The 14,617-nt window shown below is 72.4% G+C and carries 23 protein-coding genes; 19 read left to right on the top strand and 4 right to left on the bottom strand.

All coding sequences use genetic code 11. The features are described from left to right. The first annotated feature begins 42 nt into the window (after positions 1-42). The 18 genes from ACZ7G3_RS14005 to ACZ7G3_RS13920 all read left to right on the top strand — a co-directional run bounded on the left by ACZ7G3_RS14005 (position 43) and on the right by ACZ7G3_RS13920 (position 9,507). The gene (locus ACZ7G3_RS14005; RefSeq protein WP_470925586.1) at positions 43-294 is read left to right on the top strand and encodes a hypothetical protein; all 252 of its coding nucleotides are present in this window, start codon (positions 43-45) and stop codon (positions 292-294) included. A gap of 129 nt (positions 295-423) precedes the next feature. Further along, positions 424-864, top strand: coding sequence for a hypothetical protein (locus ACZ7G3_RS14000; protein WP_219178354.1), 441 nt, complete (start codon positions 424-426; stop codon positions 862-864). Beyond that, positions 861-1,094: a hypothetical protein gene (locus tag ACZ7G3_RS13995; protein WP_219178353.1), complete on the top strand. Its 234-nt coding sequence runs from the start codon at positions 861-863 to the stop codon at positions 1,092-1,094. Before ACZ7G3_RS14000 ends, ACZ7G3_RS13995 begins: the two co-directional genes overlap by 4 nt. Next, on the top strand, positions 1,091-1,966 hold the full coding sequence (locus ACZ7G3_RS13990; protein WP_470925584.1) for a bifunctional DNA primase/polymerase: 876 nt from the start codon (positions 1,091-1,093) through the stop codon (positions 1,964-1,966). Before ACZ7G3_RS13995 ends, ACZ7G3_RS13990 begins: the two co-directional genes overlap by 4 nt. Beyond that, on the top strand, positions 1,963-3,102 hold the full coding sequence (locus ACZ7G3_RS13985; RefSeq protein WP_470925582.1) for an AAA family ATPase: 1,140 nt from the start codon (positions 1,963-1,965) through the stop codon (positions 3,100-3,102). The genes ACZ7G3_RS13990 and ACZ7G3_RS13985 overlap by 4 nt, the downstream gene beginning before the upstream one ends. 264 nt (positions 3,103-3,366) lie before the next feature. Then, on the top strand, positions 3,367-3,729 hold the full coding sequence (locus ACZ7G3_RS13980; protein ID WP_470925580.1) for a hypothetical protein: 363 nt from the start codon (positions 3,367-3,369) through the stop codon (positions 3,727-3,729). Further along, entirely contained in the window at positions 3,726-4,061 is a 336-nt protein-coding gene (locus tag ACZ7G3_RS13975) for a hypothetical protein (RefSeq protein ID WP_385956005.1), read from the top strand. The genes ACZ7G3_RS13980 and ACZ7G3_RS13975 overlap by 4 nt, the downstream gene beginning before the upstream one ends. Continuing rightward, positions 4,058-4,309 carry a hypothetical protein gene (locus ACZ7G3_RS13970; protein WP_470925578.1) on the top strand — a complete coding sequence of 84 codons (252 nt, stop codon included), beginning with the start codon at positions 4,058-4,060 and terminating at the stop codon, positions 4,307-4,309. Before ACZ7G3_RS13975 ends, ACZ7G3_RS13970 begins: the two co-directional genes overlap by 4 nt. Further along, a complete protein-coding gene (locus ACZ7G3_RS13965; protein WP_470925576.1) occupies positions 4,302-4,523 on the top strand; it encodes a hypothetical protein in 222 nt (73 codons plus the stop codon). The genes ACZ7G3_RS13970 and ACZ7G3_RS13965 overlap by 8 nt, the downstream gene beginning before the upstream one ends. A gap of 143 nt (positions 4,524-4,666) precedes the next feature. Next, positions 4,667-5,077, top strand: coding sequence for a helix-turn-helix domain-containing protein (locus ACZ7G3_RS13960; RefSeq protein ID WP_470925574.1), 411 nt, complete (start codon positions 4,667-4,669; stop codon positions 5,075-5,077). Continuing rightward, a complete protein-coding gene (locus ACZ7G3_RS13955; protein ID WP_470925572.1) occupies positions 5,074-5,829 on the top strand; it encodes a hypothetical protein in 756 nt (251 codons plus the stop codon). The genes ACZ7G3_RS13960 and ACZ7G3_RS13955 overlap by 4 nt, the downstream gene beginning before the upstream one ends. Next, positions 5,826-5,990 carry a hypothetical protein gene (locus ACZ7G3_RS13950; RefSeq protein WP_154693818.1) on the top strand — a complete coding sequence of 55 codons (165 nt, stop codon included), beginning with the start codon at positions 5,826-5,828 and terminating at the stop codon, positions 5,988-5,990. The genes ACZ7G3_RS13955 and ACZ7G3_RS13950 overlap by 4 nt, the downstream gene beginning before the upstream one ends. Next, positions 5,983-6,663 (top strand): hypothetical protein, encoded by a 681-nt coding sequence (locus ACZ7G3_RS13945; protein WP_470925570.1) that lies wholly within the window; start codon positions 5,983-5,985, stop codon positions 6,661-6,663. Before ACZ7G3_RS13950 ends, ACZ7G3_RS13945 begins: the two co-directional genes overlap by 8 nt. Beyond that, entirely contained in the window at positions 6,660-6,839 is a 180-nt protein-coding gene (locus ACZ7G3_RS13940; protein ID WP_470925569.1) for a hypothetical protein, read from the top strand. Before ACZ7G3_RS13945 ends, ACZ7G3_RS13940 begins: the two co-directional genes overlap by 4 nt. 157 nt (positions 6,840-6,996) lie before the next feature. After that, on the top strand, positions 6,997-7,737 hold the full coding sequence (locus tag ACZ7G3_RS13935) for a DUF6879 family protein (RefSeq protein ID WP_470925567.1): 741 nt from the start codon (positions 6,997-6,999) through the stop codon (positions 7,735-7,737). Then, positions 7,734-8,582, top strand: coding sequence for a helix-turn-helix domain-containing protein (locus tag ACZ7G3_RS13930; protein ID WP_470925565.1), 849 nt, complete (start codon positions 7,734-7,736; stop codon positions 8,580-8,582). Before ACZ7G3_RS13935 ends, ACZ7G3_RS13930 begins: the two co-directional genes overlap by 4 nt. A gap of 86 nt (positions 8,583-8,668) precedes the next feature. Then, on the top strand, positions 8,669-8,878 hold the full coding sequence (locus ACZ7G3_RS13925; protein WP_470925564.1) for a hypothetical protein: 210 nt from the start codon (positions 8,669-8,671) through the stop codon (positions 8,876-8,878). Then, positions 8,875-9,507 (top strand): hypothetical protein, encoded by a 633-nt coding sequence (locus tag ACZ7G3_RS13920; RefSeq protein ID WP_470925563.1) that lies wholly within the window; start codon positions 8,875-8,877, stop codon positions 9,505-9,507. Before ACZ7G3_RS13925 ends, ACZ7G3_RS13920 begins: the two co-directional genes overlap by 4 nt. Here ACZ7G3_RS13920 and ACZ7G3_RS13915 read toward each other — a convergent pair. The 3 genes from ACZ7G3_RS13915 to ACZ7G3_RS13905 all read right to left on the bottom strand — a co-directional run bounded on the left by ACZ7G3_RS13915 (position 9,439) and on the right by ACZ7G3_RS13905 (position 12,178). Continuing rightward, positions 9,439-10,728: a methyltransferase gene (locus tag ACZ7G3_RS13915; RefSeq protein ID WP_470925562.1), complete on the bottom strand. Its 1,290-nt coding sequence runs from the start codon at positions 10,726-10,728 to the stop codon at positions 9,439-9,441. The two genes, ACZ7G3_RS13920 and ACZ7G3_RS13915, sit on opposite strands and share 69 nt — an antisense overlap. Before the next feature lie 323 nt (positions 10,729-11,051). Further along, complete coding sequence (locus ACZ7G3_RS13910; protein WP_470925560.1) at positions 11,052-11,858, bottom strand: hypothetical protein; 807 nt, start codon at positions 11,856-11,858, stop codon at positions 11,052-11,054. Next, a complete protein-coding gene (locus tag ACZ7G3_RS13905; protein ID WP_470925559.1) occupies positions 11,855-12,178 on the bottom strand; it encodes a hypothetical protein in 324 nt (107 codons plus the stop codon). Before ACZ7G3_RS13905 ends, ACZ7G3_RS13910 begins: the two co-directional genes overlap by 4 nt. Before the next feature lie 49 nt (positions 12,179-12,227). On the opposite strand from ACZ7G3_RS13905, the gene ACZ7G3_RS13900 reads away from it, so the two are divergent. After that, on the top strand, positions 12,228-12,431 hold the full coding sequence (locus tag ACZ7G3_RS13900) for a hypothetical protein (protein WP_470925557.1): 204 nt from the start codon (positions 12,228-12,230) through the stop codon (positions 12,429-12,431). A 301-nt stretch (positions 12,432-12,732) separates the two neighbouring features. Here ACZ7G3_RS13900 and ACZ7G3_RS13895 read toward each other — a convergent pair whose 3' ends face one another. Next, positions 12,733-14,424 (bottom strand): bifunctional 3'-5' exonuclease/DNA polymerase, encoded by a 1,692-nt coding sequence (locus ACZ7G3_RS13895; RefSeq protein ID WP_470925555.1) that lies wholly within the window; start codon positions 14,422-14,424, stop codon positions 12,733-12,735. Between the last annotated feature and the right edge of the window lie 193 nt (positions 14,425-14,617).

Genomic DNA, 14,617 nt, shown 5'->3' with positions numbered 1-14,617 from the left:
CTAGTGTGCGGCTAAAGCACTGATCCCCTAGGGAGTTGTGACATGAGCGCACACCGCGCCCGCGGAATGTCCACCGCCGAAATCCTCGACCTGCCGGCCGCCGTCGACGTGCTCACCGCCGGCCGCGCCCTCAACATCGGCCGCACCCGGTCCTACGACCTCGCCAAGCGCGGCGAGTTCCCCGTACCGCTGCTGCGCCTCGGCGCTCAATACCGCGCCCGCCGCACCGACCTACTCGACCTGCTCGGCATTCCGGACCGCGCTACCGCGCCAACCGAACACGCCGCCGCATGAAAACGGGCCCTCACCAGGGTTGCCGCCCCGGTGAGAGCCCTCGACGAACCCCAGAAACAGCAGAACCCCGGCTCATTCGCTCGCCAGCGATCCGGGGCCCTGCCTCCAATCGATTGGAGAACGCCTACCATGCAGGTTACCGAACTTGCCTCTGCCATCCCGTCGCCCCTGCTCGATGCGGACCGCGCCGCCGCCGATCCGGCGGTCGCCGAACAGCGCGCCCGTATCCTCGTGGGCTCGCCCGAGGCGAACGCACTCGCCACCGCCGGGGTCGCCATCGGCGCTGCCCTCTACGCCGCCCACTCCGGTCCCGACCGCAACCCCGCGCCCGGTGTCCGCCTCGGACGCGCCGCCGACTCCGTGCAGGACGCCGCCGCTCGCGCCCGCGCCGCGTACACCGGCCTGCCTCTGTCGGATGCCTACCTGCACCAGTTCCAGCACGCCGCCGAGCAGTGGCGCCAGCACGGCCGCGCCGAGGCCCTCGCGGCCGGTGGCGACGAGGACCAGGCCGACCGCTTCGCCCTCGCCACCATGCGCGCCCTCGTCCGCGCGATGGAGGCCGGCCAGTGACCAGCACCCCGCGCGAACTGCGCCACCGCCACCTCGCCGCCCTCCGCACGCCACCGCTGGATTGCGGGCACCACGACCCCATCCGGTGTGCCGTCGCCCCGCACGGCCGTTCCTCGTACGGCTTGACCGCGCGGGAACTGCTCGCCGAGCGGTCCCGCCTGCTCACCGCTGGATGGAGCCCCGGCGAGGTCGACGCCCGCCTGAACGTGCGGGAGGCCCGCGCAGCGTGAGCGCCCGCACCGTACCCGTCGGCCGCCTCGTCGAGCATGTTCTCGACCTGGCGGCCCTCGGGCTGTCCGTCTTCCCTCTCCGTCCCAACGACAAGCGGCCGGCCGTTTCCGACTGGGAGCAGCGCGCCACTACCGACCCCGGCCGCATCCGGCGCTGTTGGTCACACGCTTCGTACGGCGTCGGTATCGCGTGCGGGCCGTCCGGCCTCGTCGTCGTCGACCTCGACACCGCCAAGGGTGAGGCCCCGCCCGCCCCCGGCGTCCACGACGGGGCCGACATGCTCGCCGTCCTGTACGAGGCGCACGGCGACCGGTACCCGATCAGCACCACCCCCGAAGCCCGAACCGGTTCCGGCGGCACCCACCTGTACTACCGCGCCCCTCAGGGGCGGAACGTCCGCAACAGTGCGGGCAGGGTCGGGTGGCGCATCGACGTGCGCGCGGCCGGCGGATACGTCGTCGCCCCGCCCAGCACCGCCGCGGGCAGGCCGTACACGTGGGTCACCGCGCCGTGGACCACCGAACCGGCACCGCTCCCCGGATGGCTGGCCACCCTCGCCGGACCGAAACCGGTCACCACGCGCCCCATGAAGCCGGTCACCGTTCGCGACGCAACCGGCTACGCCGCCGCGGCCCTGCGTGCCGAGGTTCAACGCGTCCTCGACTCGCGCCCTGGCACCCGCAACAACGAGTTGGTGAGCGCGGCATTCAGCCTCGGGCAACTGGCCGCAGGCGGATCCCTGCCCGTCGCCCTGGCTATCGAAGCGCTCCTCACCGCCGGACATTCCACCGGCCTTCCCCTCCCCGAGGTGGAAGCCACCGTCACGCGTGGCATGACCGCCGGCGCCAAGCACCCTCGGAGCAGCGCGTGAGTACCCCCAACGTCGCCGACATCACCGAACGGATCCGCCAGCAGCTCGCCGCGGCCGAGGACGAGGACCAGGGCGAGCAGCGGCAGTCGTCCGAAGAGGCCGCCGCCGAGCACTTCGAGGAACGCGTCAACGGCATGCTCGCCGAGATGCTCGACACGGGCGACCTCGACAGCATCCCGCCCCTCGAACCCGTCGTCGCCGACATGCTCTTTCGCGACACCCTCGCCCGCATCTATGGCCCGTCCGGCACCTTCAAGTCGTTCATGACGCTCGACATCGCCGCGTGCGTCGCCACGGGCGCCCCCTGGCACGGCCAGACCACCCACCCCGGCCCCGTCGTGTACCTCGTCGCCGAGGGTCTGCGCGGCATCCGCAAGCGCGTCCGGGCGTGGGAGCAGCACCACGGCCGGAAAATGACCGGCGTCAAGTTCCTTCCCCGCCCCGTACAAGCGATGGACGCCGAATGGGCCGTCCTCGTCGAGGTGTGCCGGCGCCTCGCTCCCGCCCTGGTCGTCGTCGACACGCAGGCCCGCGTCACGGTCGGCGTCGAAGAGAACAGCAATACCGAGATGGGCCGGGTTGTGCACCACATGGAGCAGCTCCGCGCGGCATCCGGGGCCTGCCTGCTGCTCGTTCACCACACCGGCCACGACGAGGGCCGCAGCCGCGGCGCCACGGCCGTCAAAGGCGCCCTGCAAACCGAGTTGGGCGTCACCCGCAAGGACGCGCCCGGCACCGGCCCCGTGATCACGCTGAAGACCGGCAAGCAGAAGGACGACGCCGAACTCGACGACATGGAGTTCGGCATTCACACGGTGGCCCTCGATGGAGAGGCCACCGAGGACGGCAGTCCCGCCACGTCCATCGTCCTTGTTCGCCTTGACCCCGTCGGGCAGGCGCAGGCCCGCACCGGCTACCAGGGACGCGTGCAGGAGATCGCCGCCGCCCTCGACGCCGCCGGAGTGCCTACAGCGGCCGGCCGCGACCGCCTTCGCAACGAGTGCAGCCGCCTCGGAATCAGGGCCGAAAACAAGGTCCTCGCCGACGTAGCCCGGCACAGGAAGAACCAGACAAACCACCTGTCCGCAGACCTGTCCGCAGGCCCTCACGACACAGGACAGGAGGAAACGGACTAACCATCTGTCCGCGCCTCCCGGACAGATACAGAGAAAAGCCCAGGTCAAACCTGTCCCGGACAGTTCCCAGACAGGTACGGACAGGGCGAGTCCCCGACCTGTCCGTCCGCTCCCCCTCCTTAGGGGAGCGGACAGCGGACAGCCCCGCACCGACTGATCCGCCCCGGGCCAGAACCACACAGCAGCAACCAGGCCCACCCACAACCCCTGTCGCCGCGCGGCACGCCGTGTCTCGCGCGCGCACGTGAGAAGGAGAACCACACCGTGAAAGGCCGCACCGCCGCCGTAGCCGCCCTGGCCGCCGGTGAACCGCTCGCCGTCGTCGCCCAGCGCGCCGGCGTCTCCCGCCGCACCATTCAGCGTTGGCAGACCGACCCCGCGTTCGCCGCCGAGGTCCGCGACGTCCGCGCCCGCATCCTCGACGACACCGCCGGACGCCTCGCCGCCGCCGCGTCCGACGCGGTCACCACCCTCGCAACTCTCGTCGCCGACCACGAGCAGCCCGGCCACGTCCGCGTCAAAGCCGGTGACGTCCTGCTGCGTGCCCTGCTCCCCGTCCGCGAGCACGTCGACATCGAGCAGCGCCTCGCCGCCATCGAGGCCGACGAGGAAGGACAGCGCCGATGAACCGCGCCGCCAACCTGGCCCGCCGCCTGACCACCGTCGAGCAGCAGCGCGACCGGCGCCGCCTCGCCCACACCTACCGCCTCACCGACGGCCGCACCGTCCGCCTGTCCACGCTCGCCATGCTGCGCACGTTCACGGCCGGCCTCGCCCTGAACGGCAAGGAACCGCCCGAACCGCCGCCCGCGGCCCGTGACATGGCCCTACTCGCGCCGGACGCCGACACGTCGATGATCGGCCGCAGCATGCGCGCTGTCGCCGCCGAGTGGTGCCAGGCATACGACGAGGGCCGCCTCGTCGCCCTGTACGAGCGCGAGGGAGGTACGGCCCAGTGACCCGCTCCGCCCCGCTCACCGCCCGCGCATGGGCGTTGCTCGCCCTCGCCGCGGAACACCGCACCGCCGACGTCGAGCCCCTGCTCGCCGACCTGTCCCGCGAGGATCTCGGCACCCTCGCCTACGGCGTTGCGTACCTGGCCGCGCACGGCCCCGCCGGCGCCCCGATGAACCCCGACGGCATCCGCCGCCTGCTGCTCGCCCTCGCCGCCGAGCAGCAGCAGGAAGGAGGCGCCGCCGATGCCTAGCCACGTCGAGCAGCAGATAGCGGCCCGTATCGCCGCCGTACGCGCCCGCCGGGAGCAGCAGGCCACCGACCGCGCCGCACGGCCTGCCCAGCGCGCTCACGGCGTCGCCGCCCGCCACGTGGTCAAGCTGCGTCGCCTCGCCCAGCAGGACCGGGCCGCATTCGAACAGCGCGGTAACGAAATCGAACGACCGTCCCGAGGGGGTGCCGCATGACGAGCCGCCCCCGTGACACTGCCGTGAGCACCCCCACTGTGACCAGCGCCGACGCCCCCGCCGTCGGATATGAAATCCGTAGGTTCCCCGCGTCACAGCGTCCCGCCGACGGTCCCGCGCCATTGGTCCGCACCGACGGGTCCGTGATCGTGCCGCCTGCCCTGGTTCCCGCCGTCCGCCGCGCCGTCGTCGCCGACCTGGCCGCACGCCAGCGGGCCGACGGAGGCGCGCTCACTGCCGAGGCTCACGCGTTCCTGTACGCCTTGCGTGCAGCCGTACAGGCCCGGAACACCCCGCCCCTGGCCGGTAGTTCCGCCGACGCAACAGCACCGCTCGAAGCGGGCACCGTGGACCTCGACGCGCATGGGCGTCTTGGGTTGGTCACGGCAGGCGAGGCCGCCGACCTGCTCGGTTCATCCGCCGAGTGGATACGGCGCCTCGCCCGCCGCGGCACCCTCCCCGCCCGTCGCGTCGGCCCGCAATGGCTCATCGACCGCGCCGCACTCGACGACTACCGGCACGGCCGCACCAACGGAAGGAGCGCCGCAGCATGACTGCTGCCGCCATCACCACGCCGGCCGACGAGGCCGAGGCCGACTACCTCGCCGCCGAGGCCGAGGCCGTCGCCGCCGACGAGGCCGCCGAGCACCTGGCCGAACGCGTCCGCGAGGGCGACGACAGCGTGACGCCCGAGCAGCTCGACACCGCACAGAAGGCCGGTAAGTTCGCGCGCCTCCGCGCCAAAGCCGCCCAGCGTAAGGCCCGCAAGGCCGCCGAGCGTGCCGAGCAGGCCCGCCGCCAGGCCCTCACCGAGCAGGCCGTGACCCTGCTCGACAAGCAGGCCGACCCGGCCACCGTCGCCGACGCGTACGAGACCGCCCGCCAGGCCCTCGCCGCCCTCGTCGCTGCCGTCGACCGGCACGACGACACGGTGACCGAGGCCGCGCGCCTGCTTGCCCAGGCCGACGCCCCGCCGTCCATCAGGTACGAGCGGGTCGAGCACGGCGGCGGGTACGCCACGCAGGAGCCGCGCCCGGCGACCGCGTCCCGGACCGCGCCGACCGTGAGCTACGACGCGCACGGCCACCCGCTCGCCCTGTCGGTGGACACCGGCAAGTCCCGCTCCCCGCTGCACAGCGGCAGTGTGCTGGGGACCCTGCTCGCCGACGTCACCGCCGCCTCCCAGCTGCGGACCCCGATGGGCGAGACCGAGTTCATGCGCCGCCCGATCACAGAGCAGGCACACCAGCACGGCGACCGCGTGCGCGGTTTCCTCACCGACGCCACCAAGGGAGCCGCCGCATGACCGCGCTTGCCGACGCGATCCGCCGGCGCATCCAGCGCCAGGCCGCCGAGGCCAAGACCAAGCCACCGAACCCCCTCGCGTCAGCGATCGCCCGCAACCTCGCCGGACCGAACCCGACACGCCCCACCACCCAGCCCCCGAAGGAGACCCACCGTGGCTAAGACCCTCACCCCCGCCGAGATCACCGCCGCCGCCGAGGCCGAAGCCGAGGCCGCCGAGCAGCGCGCCGCCGAACTGCGCGTCGCCGTCGAGAACGGCGACACCACCGTCACCCCGGCCGCCCTGGCGGAAGCCGAGCAGGCCGGCGTGTTCGCCCGCCTCCGCATCAAGGCTGCCGAGAAGAAGGCCGCGGCCCAGGCCGAAGCCGACCGGCACAAGCGCGCCGAGGCCGTCGCCGCCGAGGCCGCCGCCCTGGCCGAGCAGGACGACGCCGAGGGCCTGGCCGTGAAGATGCGCACCGCCGTCGACGCCCTCGCTGCCCTGTACGCCACGGCCGCCGACCGCCACGGCCGTATCAAGGAGATGACCGAACGCGTCGACGTGATCCGCCGCGAGGCCGAACAGGCCGGCATCCCCGACATCCGCGCCCGCTACGGCATCGGCCGCGGCGGGTACGCCGGTGAACTCGCCCTCGCCGTCGGCAAGGCCACCCCGACCCAGGTGCGAGCCATCAGCCCGGCCGACGCCGTCGCGACCGCGGTCGCCCTCGCCCTCCCGGCCGACGACCCTTACGCGGCCGGACCCGTGAGCGAGGCGTGCACCCACGCGCCCGCGCGAGCGAAGAAGGCGTGCGAACGGGTACCCGCCATCGGCGCCCAGTTCACCGCACCGTGAGCAGCGAGCAGCACGAGGACCAGGCCGACGAGCAGCCCGCAGGGTTGCGGGTGTTCCGCCCGCCGGCCACCCTCACCGACGCTCGCCACCTCACCACCTGGCCGTGGTACCGACTCGCCACCGAATGGCCCGACGACCACGAACGCCTCGTCGGCCGCCCCCGCACCCGAGCATGACAGGCCCCGGCGCCCTCACCGCCGGGGCCTCGTCGCGTCTCCGATTGCGCGCAACCCAGCAGCCCGCCCACCTGTCCGCAATTTCCAGCAATCACCGGGCAGTCGGCAGCCATTCGGCGCATCCTGGTCATCCGACCACAGGCGACCGGAGGGCGACATGACGCTACGGTTCATCGGCACCACCAGCGACGATGGAGACTGCCCCACCCTGTACGAGATCCCGGGGACCGAGGAAATCCTCGTCCAGGGCGACCGCGAGACCGACCCCGAGCACCTCGCCCAGCTCCGCGACGTCAAGCCGTCCGAGACGTTCGTACGCGTCCCCCGAGCACTCCTCACCCGCTACGCCCCCAGAACCGACACGCCCCCGCTACAGCCGTTCTCCGCGATCTCCCACCTGTTCCGCGACTTCCGGCACACAGCGTTCCGACTGGAGACCCGCCGCGGCTACGCCTCCGACCGCAACAGCCCCAAATGGCAACGCTGGCTCAACGGCGAGGACATCGCCACCGAGCCGCCCAACCCGTGGCGCGAGAACGTCGCCGCCCAGACCGCCCAGGGCAAGAGGTACGAACGCGTCCGCCTCGTCGACACCCCGCCCACGGAGGGGCAACGCTTCCTGCTCGCCAGCGCACCCGGCAACCTCGCCGCAGGCGAGGACATCCGCAACCTGCCCCGCGCCGAAGCCGAACGGCTGCGCCTGCCCGAATACGACTTCTGGCTGTTCGACTCCAAGATCCTCGCCCGGTTCGCGTTCGGCGAGGACGACACCACCCTCGGCGTCCACATCACCGAGGACCCCGCCGAAGTGCTCGCCGCCTGCCAGGCCCGCGACGCCGCATGGCACCACGCCACGCCTACCAGCGACTACGCCGAGCAGGTACGTTCCAGCGCGTGACCAGCGACTTTCAGACGGCCCGGGAAGCCCTCGGCGCGCGGCTGCGCGAGCTGCGCACCGAGGCCGGCCTCGACGGCAAAGACCTCGCCGCCAAACTCGGCTGGCAGACGTCGAAGGTCTCCCGGTTGCAGAACGGCAAACAGACACCCACCCGCGCCGATCTCACGGCGTGGGCGCAGGCGTGCGAGCAGGCCGACGCGGAAGGCGAGTTGCAGGGGCTGCGCGCCGGCCTGGAGATGAAGCAGCGCCACCGGTCATGGCGCCGCCAACTGGCCGGAGGCCACCGCGGCCGACAGGAGATCGCGGTACGCCAGACCGAACACACCGCGATGATCCGGGGCCTGGAAGTCTCCCGCGTACCCGGCCTGTTCCAGACCCCGGAGTACGCCCGCGTCATCTTCGACGCCAACGCGGAGTTCCGCGGTATCGCGCCGACGACCGAGGCCGCCGTCGCCGCCCGCATGCGTCGCCAAGAGGCCCTGTACGACCCGGAGAAGAGTTTCCGCTTCCTGCTGTGCGAAGCAGCCCTGTACCACCGCTCATGCCCGGCCGACGTCATGGCCGAGCAGCTCGACCGCCTGTACAACCTCGTCGGGCAACGCCGCGTAGAGATCGGCATCCTTCCGTTCGGCACTCAACTACGACGCACCGCGCCGCACGGCTTCTGGATCTATGACCGCCGGTTGGTCATCGTCGAGACGATCAGCGAGGAACTGTGGCTGACCGGTGATGACGACCTGGCCCTGTACGAGCGGGCGTGGGAGTGGCTCGCCGAGGCCGCCGAGTACGGACCACCGGCACGCCGCCTGATCGGCCGCGCTCGCGCCTCCCTCGACCCTCTGTAGGCAATCCGAGGCAGCCGGGGCCCTCACATGCGCAATCACGCGCAATCCGCGCACGGGCGCGCAATCGCAGTCCCTACCGTCCCGGCATGACCACACGGACCCCCGCCCTGAGCATTCAGCACATCCCCTGGTCACCGGCTGAAGAGACCGCGTACCGCGCCCTCGTCGACCACACGGGCGGCACCGAGGCCGCGCCCCCGTGCCCCGACTGCAACAGCCCCGAACGCGACTGCGAGACCGGCACCCGTCTGCGCCGCGCGCTCCGGGATGCCACCACCGCGAGGCGCGCGACATGACCGCGCCCGCACTGCCAGTGCCGTACATCGCCGCATGGTCCGGCGAACAGACCGCCGAGCGACGCCTCGTGTGCCGTACCGACGGCATCGCCTACGCCGACGAGCAGCCCGACGACCGCGACCAATACGGCGTCCTGTGGAACGGCCGCGCCCGCGCCCGCGGAGTCGGCCGCCCACGCTTCGGGGAGGTCCACCCGGTCAGGCAGCGCGAGGCCATGGCACACCTGCTGTGCCAGGTGTGCGGGGCGCCGGCCGACCGCGACGGACGCGGGACCCTGTGGCTCCTGGAGGACAACCGGGCCGACTGGACCGGGTGGCCCGATGGACTGATGACCGCGCACCCTCCGGTCTGCCTGCCGTGCGCCCGACAGGCCGCCGACCTCTGCCCGCACCTCCGCGGCCGGTACGTCGCCGTACGCGTCCGCGAAAGCGACGCATGCGCCGTACTCGGCCGCCGATGGGCCCCGACCGCACTGGGGGCGCCACAACGGCTCGACAAGCGCGTGATCCCTTACGGCAATCCCGCGGCCCGGTGGGTAACGGCCGGACAGCTCATCCGATCACTGCACGGCTGCACGTTCGTCGCCCTCGACGACACTCGGCAGCCGCCGAGTCCCCGCCGCCGGTAGCTCCACCCGCGCCGGCGGTGGGACGGGCGTCCGCAGCAGAGCCCGGCGAGACGTTGACCGCTGCTTGCCGAGGCCCGGAGGAAATGAGGCGCTCCGTCTCAGGCGCCACAACGACGTGACCTCCGTTGTACGAGCGAGGTAGAGGGGGTCGGAGGTGTCTCTCGCTCGTGGATGCTGCGGCCGAGTGTCGATCTTGTCGACCACGTACAGGCCCCCTGCTTCAATCGCGGCCAGCAGCTCGCTGCGCGTTCTGAGCCCGAGACGCTCGGCCAAGTCCGAGAGGATGAGCCACCCCTCACCCTCCGGTTCGAGATGGGCAGTGAGTCCGTCGAGGAAACTCCGGAGCATGCCACTGCCCGAGTCATAGACGCCTTGCTCCACTGCGGAGGTGGGCCGGGCGGGAATCCAAGGCGGGTTGCAGACAACGAGGTCCGCCCGCCCGTCGGGAAAGAGGTCGGGGCCCATGATGTCGACGCGCCCGGTGTAGTGCAGTCGGCGGACGTTGTCACGTGCGCAGGCCAGGGCACGCGGACTGATGTCGGTCGCCACGACGTGGTCGATCCCCCGGCGGGCCAGGACGGCCGCGAGCACTCCGGTCCCCGTCCCGAGGTCGAACGCGGTGCGGCGATCCGCGCGACGGCCCGTCGGCGTGGGAAGCGGTGCATGCGCGACGAGGTCGACGTATTCACCCCTGACCGGGGCGAACACGCCGTAGTGCGGATGAATGCGAGCGCCGAGGGCAGGTACCTGCACGCCGTTCGTACGCCACTGATGCGCGCCGACCACGCCCAGAAGTTCTGTGAGCGAGACCGCCATTGGCTCGGACGACGGACCGTACGCCTCCGTGCATGCCTGGCGCACATCGGGGGCTCTGCGCAGGTTCAGGCGATAGTCGTCTTCCAGCAGAACGAGAAGCCTGCCCAGCACACGGGCGCGATGGCTGCGGGCGCGGCGATGCAGGTGGAAGGACTCTGCTGGGCTGTCACCTTGCCGCGGAGGCTTCCGGTCGATGCGGCGACGCATGGCTTGCAGCAGTTGACGTGCGTTGTGGAAGTCGCCTTGCCACAGCAAGGCGCTGCCTTCGCAGGCCAGACGGTAAGCCGAGTCGGCTTTCGTACGATCGTCCGCGCAGATGACCCGGCTGGGAGGTGGTGTCGCGTTTTCGGAATGCCAGTGGGCGGAACGGGTGGTGCTTGTCTCGGTCCAACGGATGGTGGACACCGTGTACTCCTCGTGATCGAACGTGCGGGGGCACGAAGAGCACTTCGACGAGGAGCAGGGGAAACGGCCCGTGCTGCCGCACGGGCACCCATGTCAGGGCAGGTAGGGCTACCGCTCCCGCGTCGAAGCGCGAGAGGAGAAGTCGCCGAGAACCATGCCGAGCGTCACGATCAGCCCTTTCGGAGAGATGACGTAAGAGGCTTGCACAGACCTCTCGGCACAGGCAAACCAATCCTTGAATGCGGGGCGGACTGAAAGAAGGAGCGCCGTACGGGAGTGATCCCGCCGACGCCCCTTGGGCTGTCCTGCGTCCGGGCTGACGCCTACGCGGTCGCTGCCTGCGCGACGAGGGCGAGCTGTCCCGGGACAGGTGCAGTCGGGCCGCCCTCGCCGAGCTTGGCGAACACCTTGGTGACGTAGGCGGGTGAACGCGTCGCGCGGCGGGCGGTCTCGCGGATGCTCACCCCGTTCACCCAACACGCCTCGATGACCTCGCGTGCCTGCGCGGTGCCGAGCCGGGCGACCGGCTCGACGGTCACCTCGTCGGAGGCGCCGGTGTTCACCTCGTCGTCGGTGTCGGCTGTGGGTACGGCGAGCGTGTACACCTGCCCATCACCGCAGATCACCAGCGGTGATACGTGCGGCGCGGTCACGGCGCGGTGTCCGGCGACCCGCTGTTCGACGGTCACCGGGACGTGCGGTGCTCCGGTCTCCTTGCCGGGGGTGTCGGTGCCCTCGTCGATGAGGGGGACGGCGGCAGGTGGCGCGGTGTTCACCAGGGGCACGAGCGACTGCTCGGGGGTGGCCTCGGCGTGGCCGGCGAGCCGGTGCACCCGCCACAGAACGAGGGGAGCGATCGCGGACACGGCGACGACGAGGGGCCAGTCGACAGGCAGCAGGCCGGCGGCGACGAGGTGCGCGGCGGCGTTCGTGGCGATCATCGCGGCGACGGCTGCGGCGACGTCCCGGCGTGCCCGTAGGGCACGCACGGCGTAGATGTCGAGGGCGGCGGGTAGGGCCGCGGCTGTCCACTCGCCGAACCCCGCGGCGCGGGCGAGGGCGTACTCGGCCGACGCGGTCACGGCCAGGGCGGCGGCGAGCGCCGCCCATGCGAGAGGGTCGCGCTTCACCGGGACTCACCGCCGGGCAGGGCGACGGCCTCGGACCACGTTTTACCCGCGGCGAGCGCGGTGTGCGCCTGGGCACTGGTGACGTAGCCGGTGGGCGGGGACTCGGCGAGCCGCTCGCGGAGGTACCGCGTGGTCCACTCGACGCCGAGCGGGGCGCCGTCGAGGACGTCGCGGAGCGCGATCTTCGCGTGCATGGCGCGGTCGTTCAGGACGCGGTCGTGCGCCTCACTGCCGCCGACCGTGGCGGGCGCGGGAATGTCGAGGGCGTCGAAAACGGCCGCGAGCAAGTCGCGGACGACGTCCGGGGTACGGTCCTGCATGGGTCTGGGCTCCTTGTACCGGAAGGGGTTCGGGTCAAGGCGCCGCCGGGTGTTGCGAGCACTGGGCGGCGCCGTCGTCGTGTCGGGGCGCGGTGGTCACGTGGTCACGGGCGTGGTCACGGACGCGCTGAATCTGGCCGACACGGGCCGGTACGTGGTGGTGGTGCTCTGGCCTGCTGGCCTGCGGGAACGCGAGCGGCTGGCATTGGCTGTCAGCCCTCGTCACATTCGAACGCTGACTCGTAATGCGTAGGTCTCGGGTTCGAATCCCGAAGGCGGCTCCATTGGAACCCCAGGCCCGCTTTCTGCGGCTTGGGGTTTCGGCGTTCGTGTTGCCGTGTTGGGTCGGCTTGTGAGCGTGGTCCGGACATGATCGCCGGTCCGTGATCTCCGCCCCGTGGATTCCGCCTGATCGAGGGCCGGCGTGGGGACCGCCGTGATCGCGGTCTCCTTGGTGGTCCTGCCGTACGAGTCGGTCGCTGTCGTGCTCCGGATGCCTGAGCTTCCGCAGCCCCGCCGCCGAGGTCTGCGGCGGTGACAGCCGGGCCCGCCGGTCATTTGGCGTCCGCGTAGCACTCGACCACCGCCGTCGTGAACGGAAACCGCACCGGCGTCCGCCCGAACGTCAGCCGGCCCGCCAGCTCCGCCGCCTCCCGGATCGCCGCGACGACGGCGGCGGCCTCCTCCTGCGGACAGTGCACGATCACCTCGTCGTGCTGGAAGAAGACCAGCTCCGCCGCCTTGCCCGCGAGGGCCTGCCGTAGCGCGGCGAGCAGCAGCAGGGCCCAGTCGGCGGCGCTGCCCTGGACGACGAAGTTACGGGCGAAGCGGCCTCGGGCGCGGGCGTCGGTGGAGGCGTAGCCGGGCACCCACTCCTGCGTCCGGCCCTGGGTGGCGGAGGGATCGTCCTGCGGCATGCCCGCCTCCTCGGCACCGTCGGCCGCGCCGGCCGCCGGTGGGCAGGTGCGCCCCAGCCAGGTGCGCACGAGCCGTCCCTCCTCGCCCGCGCGTGCCGCGTCGTCGACGTACGCCACCGCCCTGGGGAAGCGGCGTCTGAGCGTGGCGAGGTTCTTCAGGCCGTCGCCGGAGGTCTGGCCGTAGACCGCGCCGAGCACGGCGAGTTTGGCCTGGGCGCGGTCGCCGGAGAAGGCGCGGTCGGACACCGACTGGTAGAGGTCGGTCTCCCGGCCGGCCACCTGCATCAGCCCGGGGTCGCGGGAGATCGCCGCCAGCACGCGCGGTTCCATCTGGTCGGCGTCGGCGACGACCAGTCGCCAGCCCGGGTCGGCGACGACGGCCCGCCGGATCACCTTGGGGATCTGCAGGCCGCCCCCGCCGTTGGTCACCCAGCGTCCGGTGACGGTGCCGCCGGCCAGGAACTCGGGGCGGAACCGTCCGTCGCGCACCCAGTCCTGCAGCCAGGACCAGCCGTGGGCGACCCAGATGCGGTACAGCTTCTTGTACTCGATCAGCGGCTTCACGGCCGGATGGTCGACCGACTCGATCTCCCACCGGCGGGTGGAGCCGACCCTGATGCCGGCCTGCGCGAACGCCTTGACCACGTCCGTGGGCAGGTCGGGCCGCACCCGGCGTCCGAACGCCGCGGACACCTCCTCCGCCAGCTCGGCCAGGCGGCGCGGCTCGCCACCGCCCGCGTACCGTTCGCCGAGCAGGTCGTGCAGTACCTCGCGGTGGACGTCGGCGCGCCAGGGCAGTCCGGCGCGGTTCATCTCGGCGGCCACCAGCATCCCCGCCGACTCGGCCGCCGTGAGCAGCCGCATCCTGTCGGGGTGGGCGGCTCTGTCGTGGCGGCGCTGCTGCTCGGCGTAGACGGCGAGCAGGTCGTCCAGGGGCAGGTGGACGCCCTGGGGCTCGAACAAAGGGGACTGGGCGCCCGGCTCGGCGGAGCGCTGCGGGGGGTCGGGCGGCACGGGGCCGCCGCGCAGCCGGGCCAGGGCGGCGGCGGCCGAGCGCGGCTCCCCGTACCGCCCCTCGTGGCCGAGCAGGAGGGTCTCGGCGGCCTCCACGTCGTAGCACCGCTCTGCTCGCACCCCCGCGGCGAGCAGACGCGGAGCCACCTCGGCGGTGGACCGCCACACCCAGCGTGCGACGTCCGGCCTGCTCCGCACGGCCTCGGCGGGATCGGCCTCCCGCCGCACCGGGCCGGCGGGCAGCCCGTCGGGGCCGAGGGGGGCGACCTCCACGCCACCGTCCTCGGCCACGGCGAGTGCCCACCGGTCGGCCATGAGTGCGAGTGTCGCAGGGGGGTCTGACAATGGCCCTCGCCCTGGCCGGGGTGGTGGCCCTCGCTCTGGCCGGGGTCGCCGCGCTAGCCGTGGCCGGGGTGGTGGCCCTCGCTCTGGCCGGGGTCGCCGCGCCAGCCGTGGCCGGGGTGGCGGCCCTCGCTCTGGCCGGGGTCGCCGCGCCAGCCGTGGCCGG

This window comes from Streptomyces sp. NPDC037271 (assembly GCF_055603605.1).
This window is presented reverse-complemented; position numbering and strand designations above follow the sequence as displayed.

Bases quoted from the DNA above. Each gene is read 5' to 3' on its own strand.
- ACZ7G3_RS14005 (WP_470925586.1), top strand. From the start codon at position 43: ATGAGCGCACACCGCGCCCGCGGAATGTCCACCGCCGAAATCCTCGAC.
- ACZ7G3_RS14000 (WP_219178354.1), top strand. From the start codon at position 424: ATGCAGGTTACCGAACTTGCCTCTGCCATCCCGTCGCCCCTGCTCGAT.
- ACZ7G3_RS13975 (WP_385956005.1), top strand. From the start codon at position 3,726: ATGAACCGCGCCGCCAACCTGGCCCGCCGCCTGACCACCGTCGAGCAG.
- ACZ7G3_RS13965 (WP_470925576.1), top strand. From the start codon at position 4,302: ATGCCTAGCCACGTCGAGCAGCAGATAGCGGCCCGTATCGCCGCCGTA.
- ACZ7G3_RS13955 (WP_470925572.1), top strand. From the start codon at position 5,074: ATGACTGCTGCCGCCATCACCACGCCGGCCGACGAGGCCGAGGCCGAC.
- ACZ7G3_RS13950 (WP_154693818.1), top strand. From the start codon at position 5,826: ATGACCGCGCTTGCCGACGCGATCCGCCGGCGCATCCAGCGCCAGGCC.
- ACZ7G3_RS13935 (WP_470925567.1), top strand. From the start codon at position 6,997: ATGACGCTACGGTTCATCGGCACCACCAGCGACGATGGAGACTGCCCC.
- ACZ7G3_RS13925 (WP_470925564.1), top strand. From the start codon at position 8,669: ATGACCACACGGACCCCCGCCCTGAGCATTCAGCACATCCCCTGGTCA.
- ACZ7G3_RS13920 (WP_470925563.1), top strand. From the start codon at position 8,875: ATGACCGCGCCCGCACTGCCAGTGCCGTACATCGCCGCATGGTCCGGC.
- ACZ7G3_RS13905 (WP_470925559.1), bottom strand. From the start codon at position 12,178: ATGCAGGACCGTACCCCGGACGTCGTCCGCGACTTGCTCGCGGCCGTT.
- ACZ7G3_RS13895 (WP_470925555.1), bottom strand. From the start codon at position 14,424: ATGGCCGACCGGTGGGCACTCGCCGTGGCCGAGGACGGTGGCGTGGAG.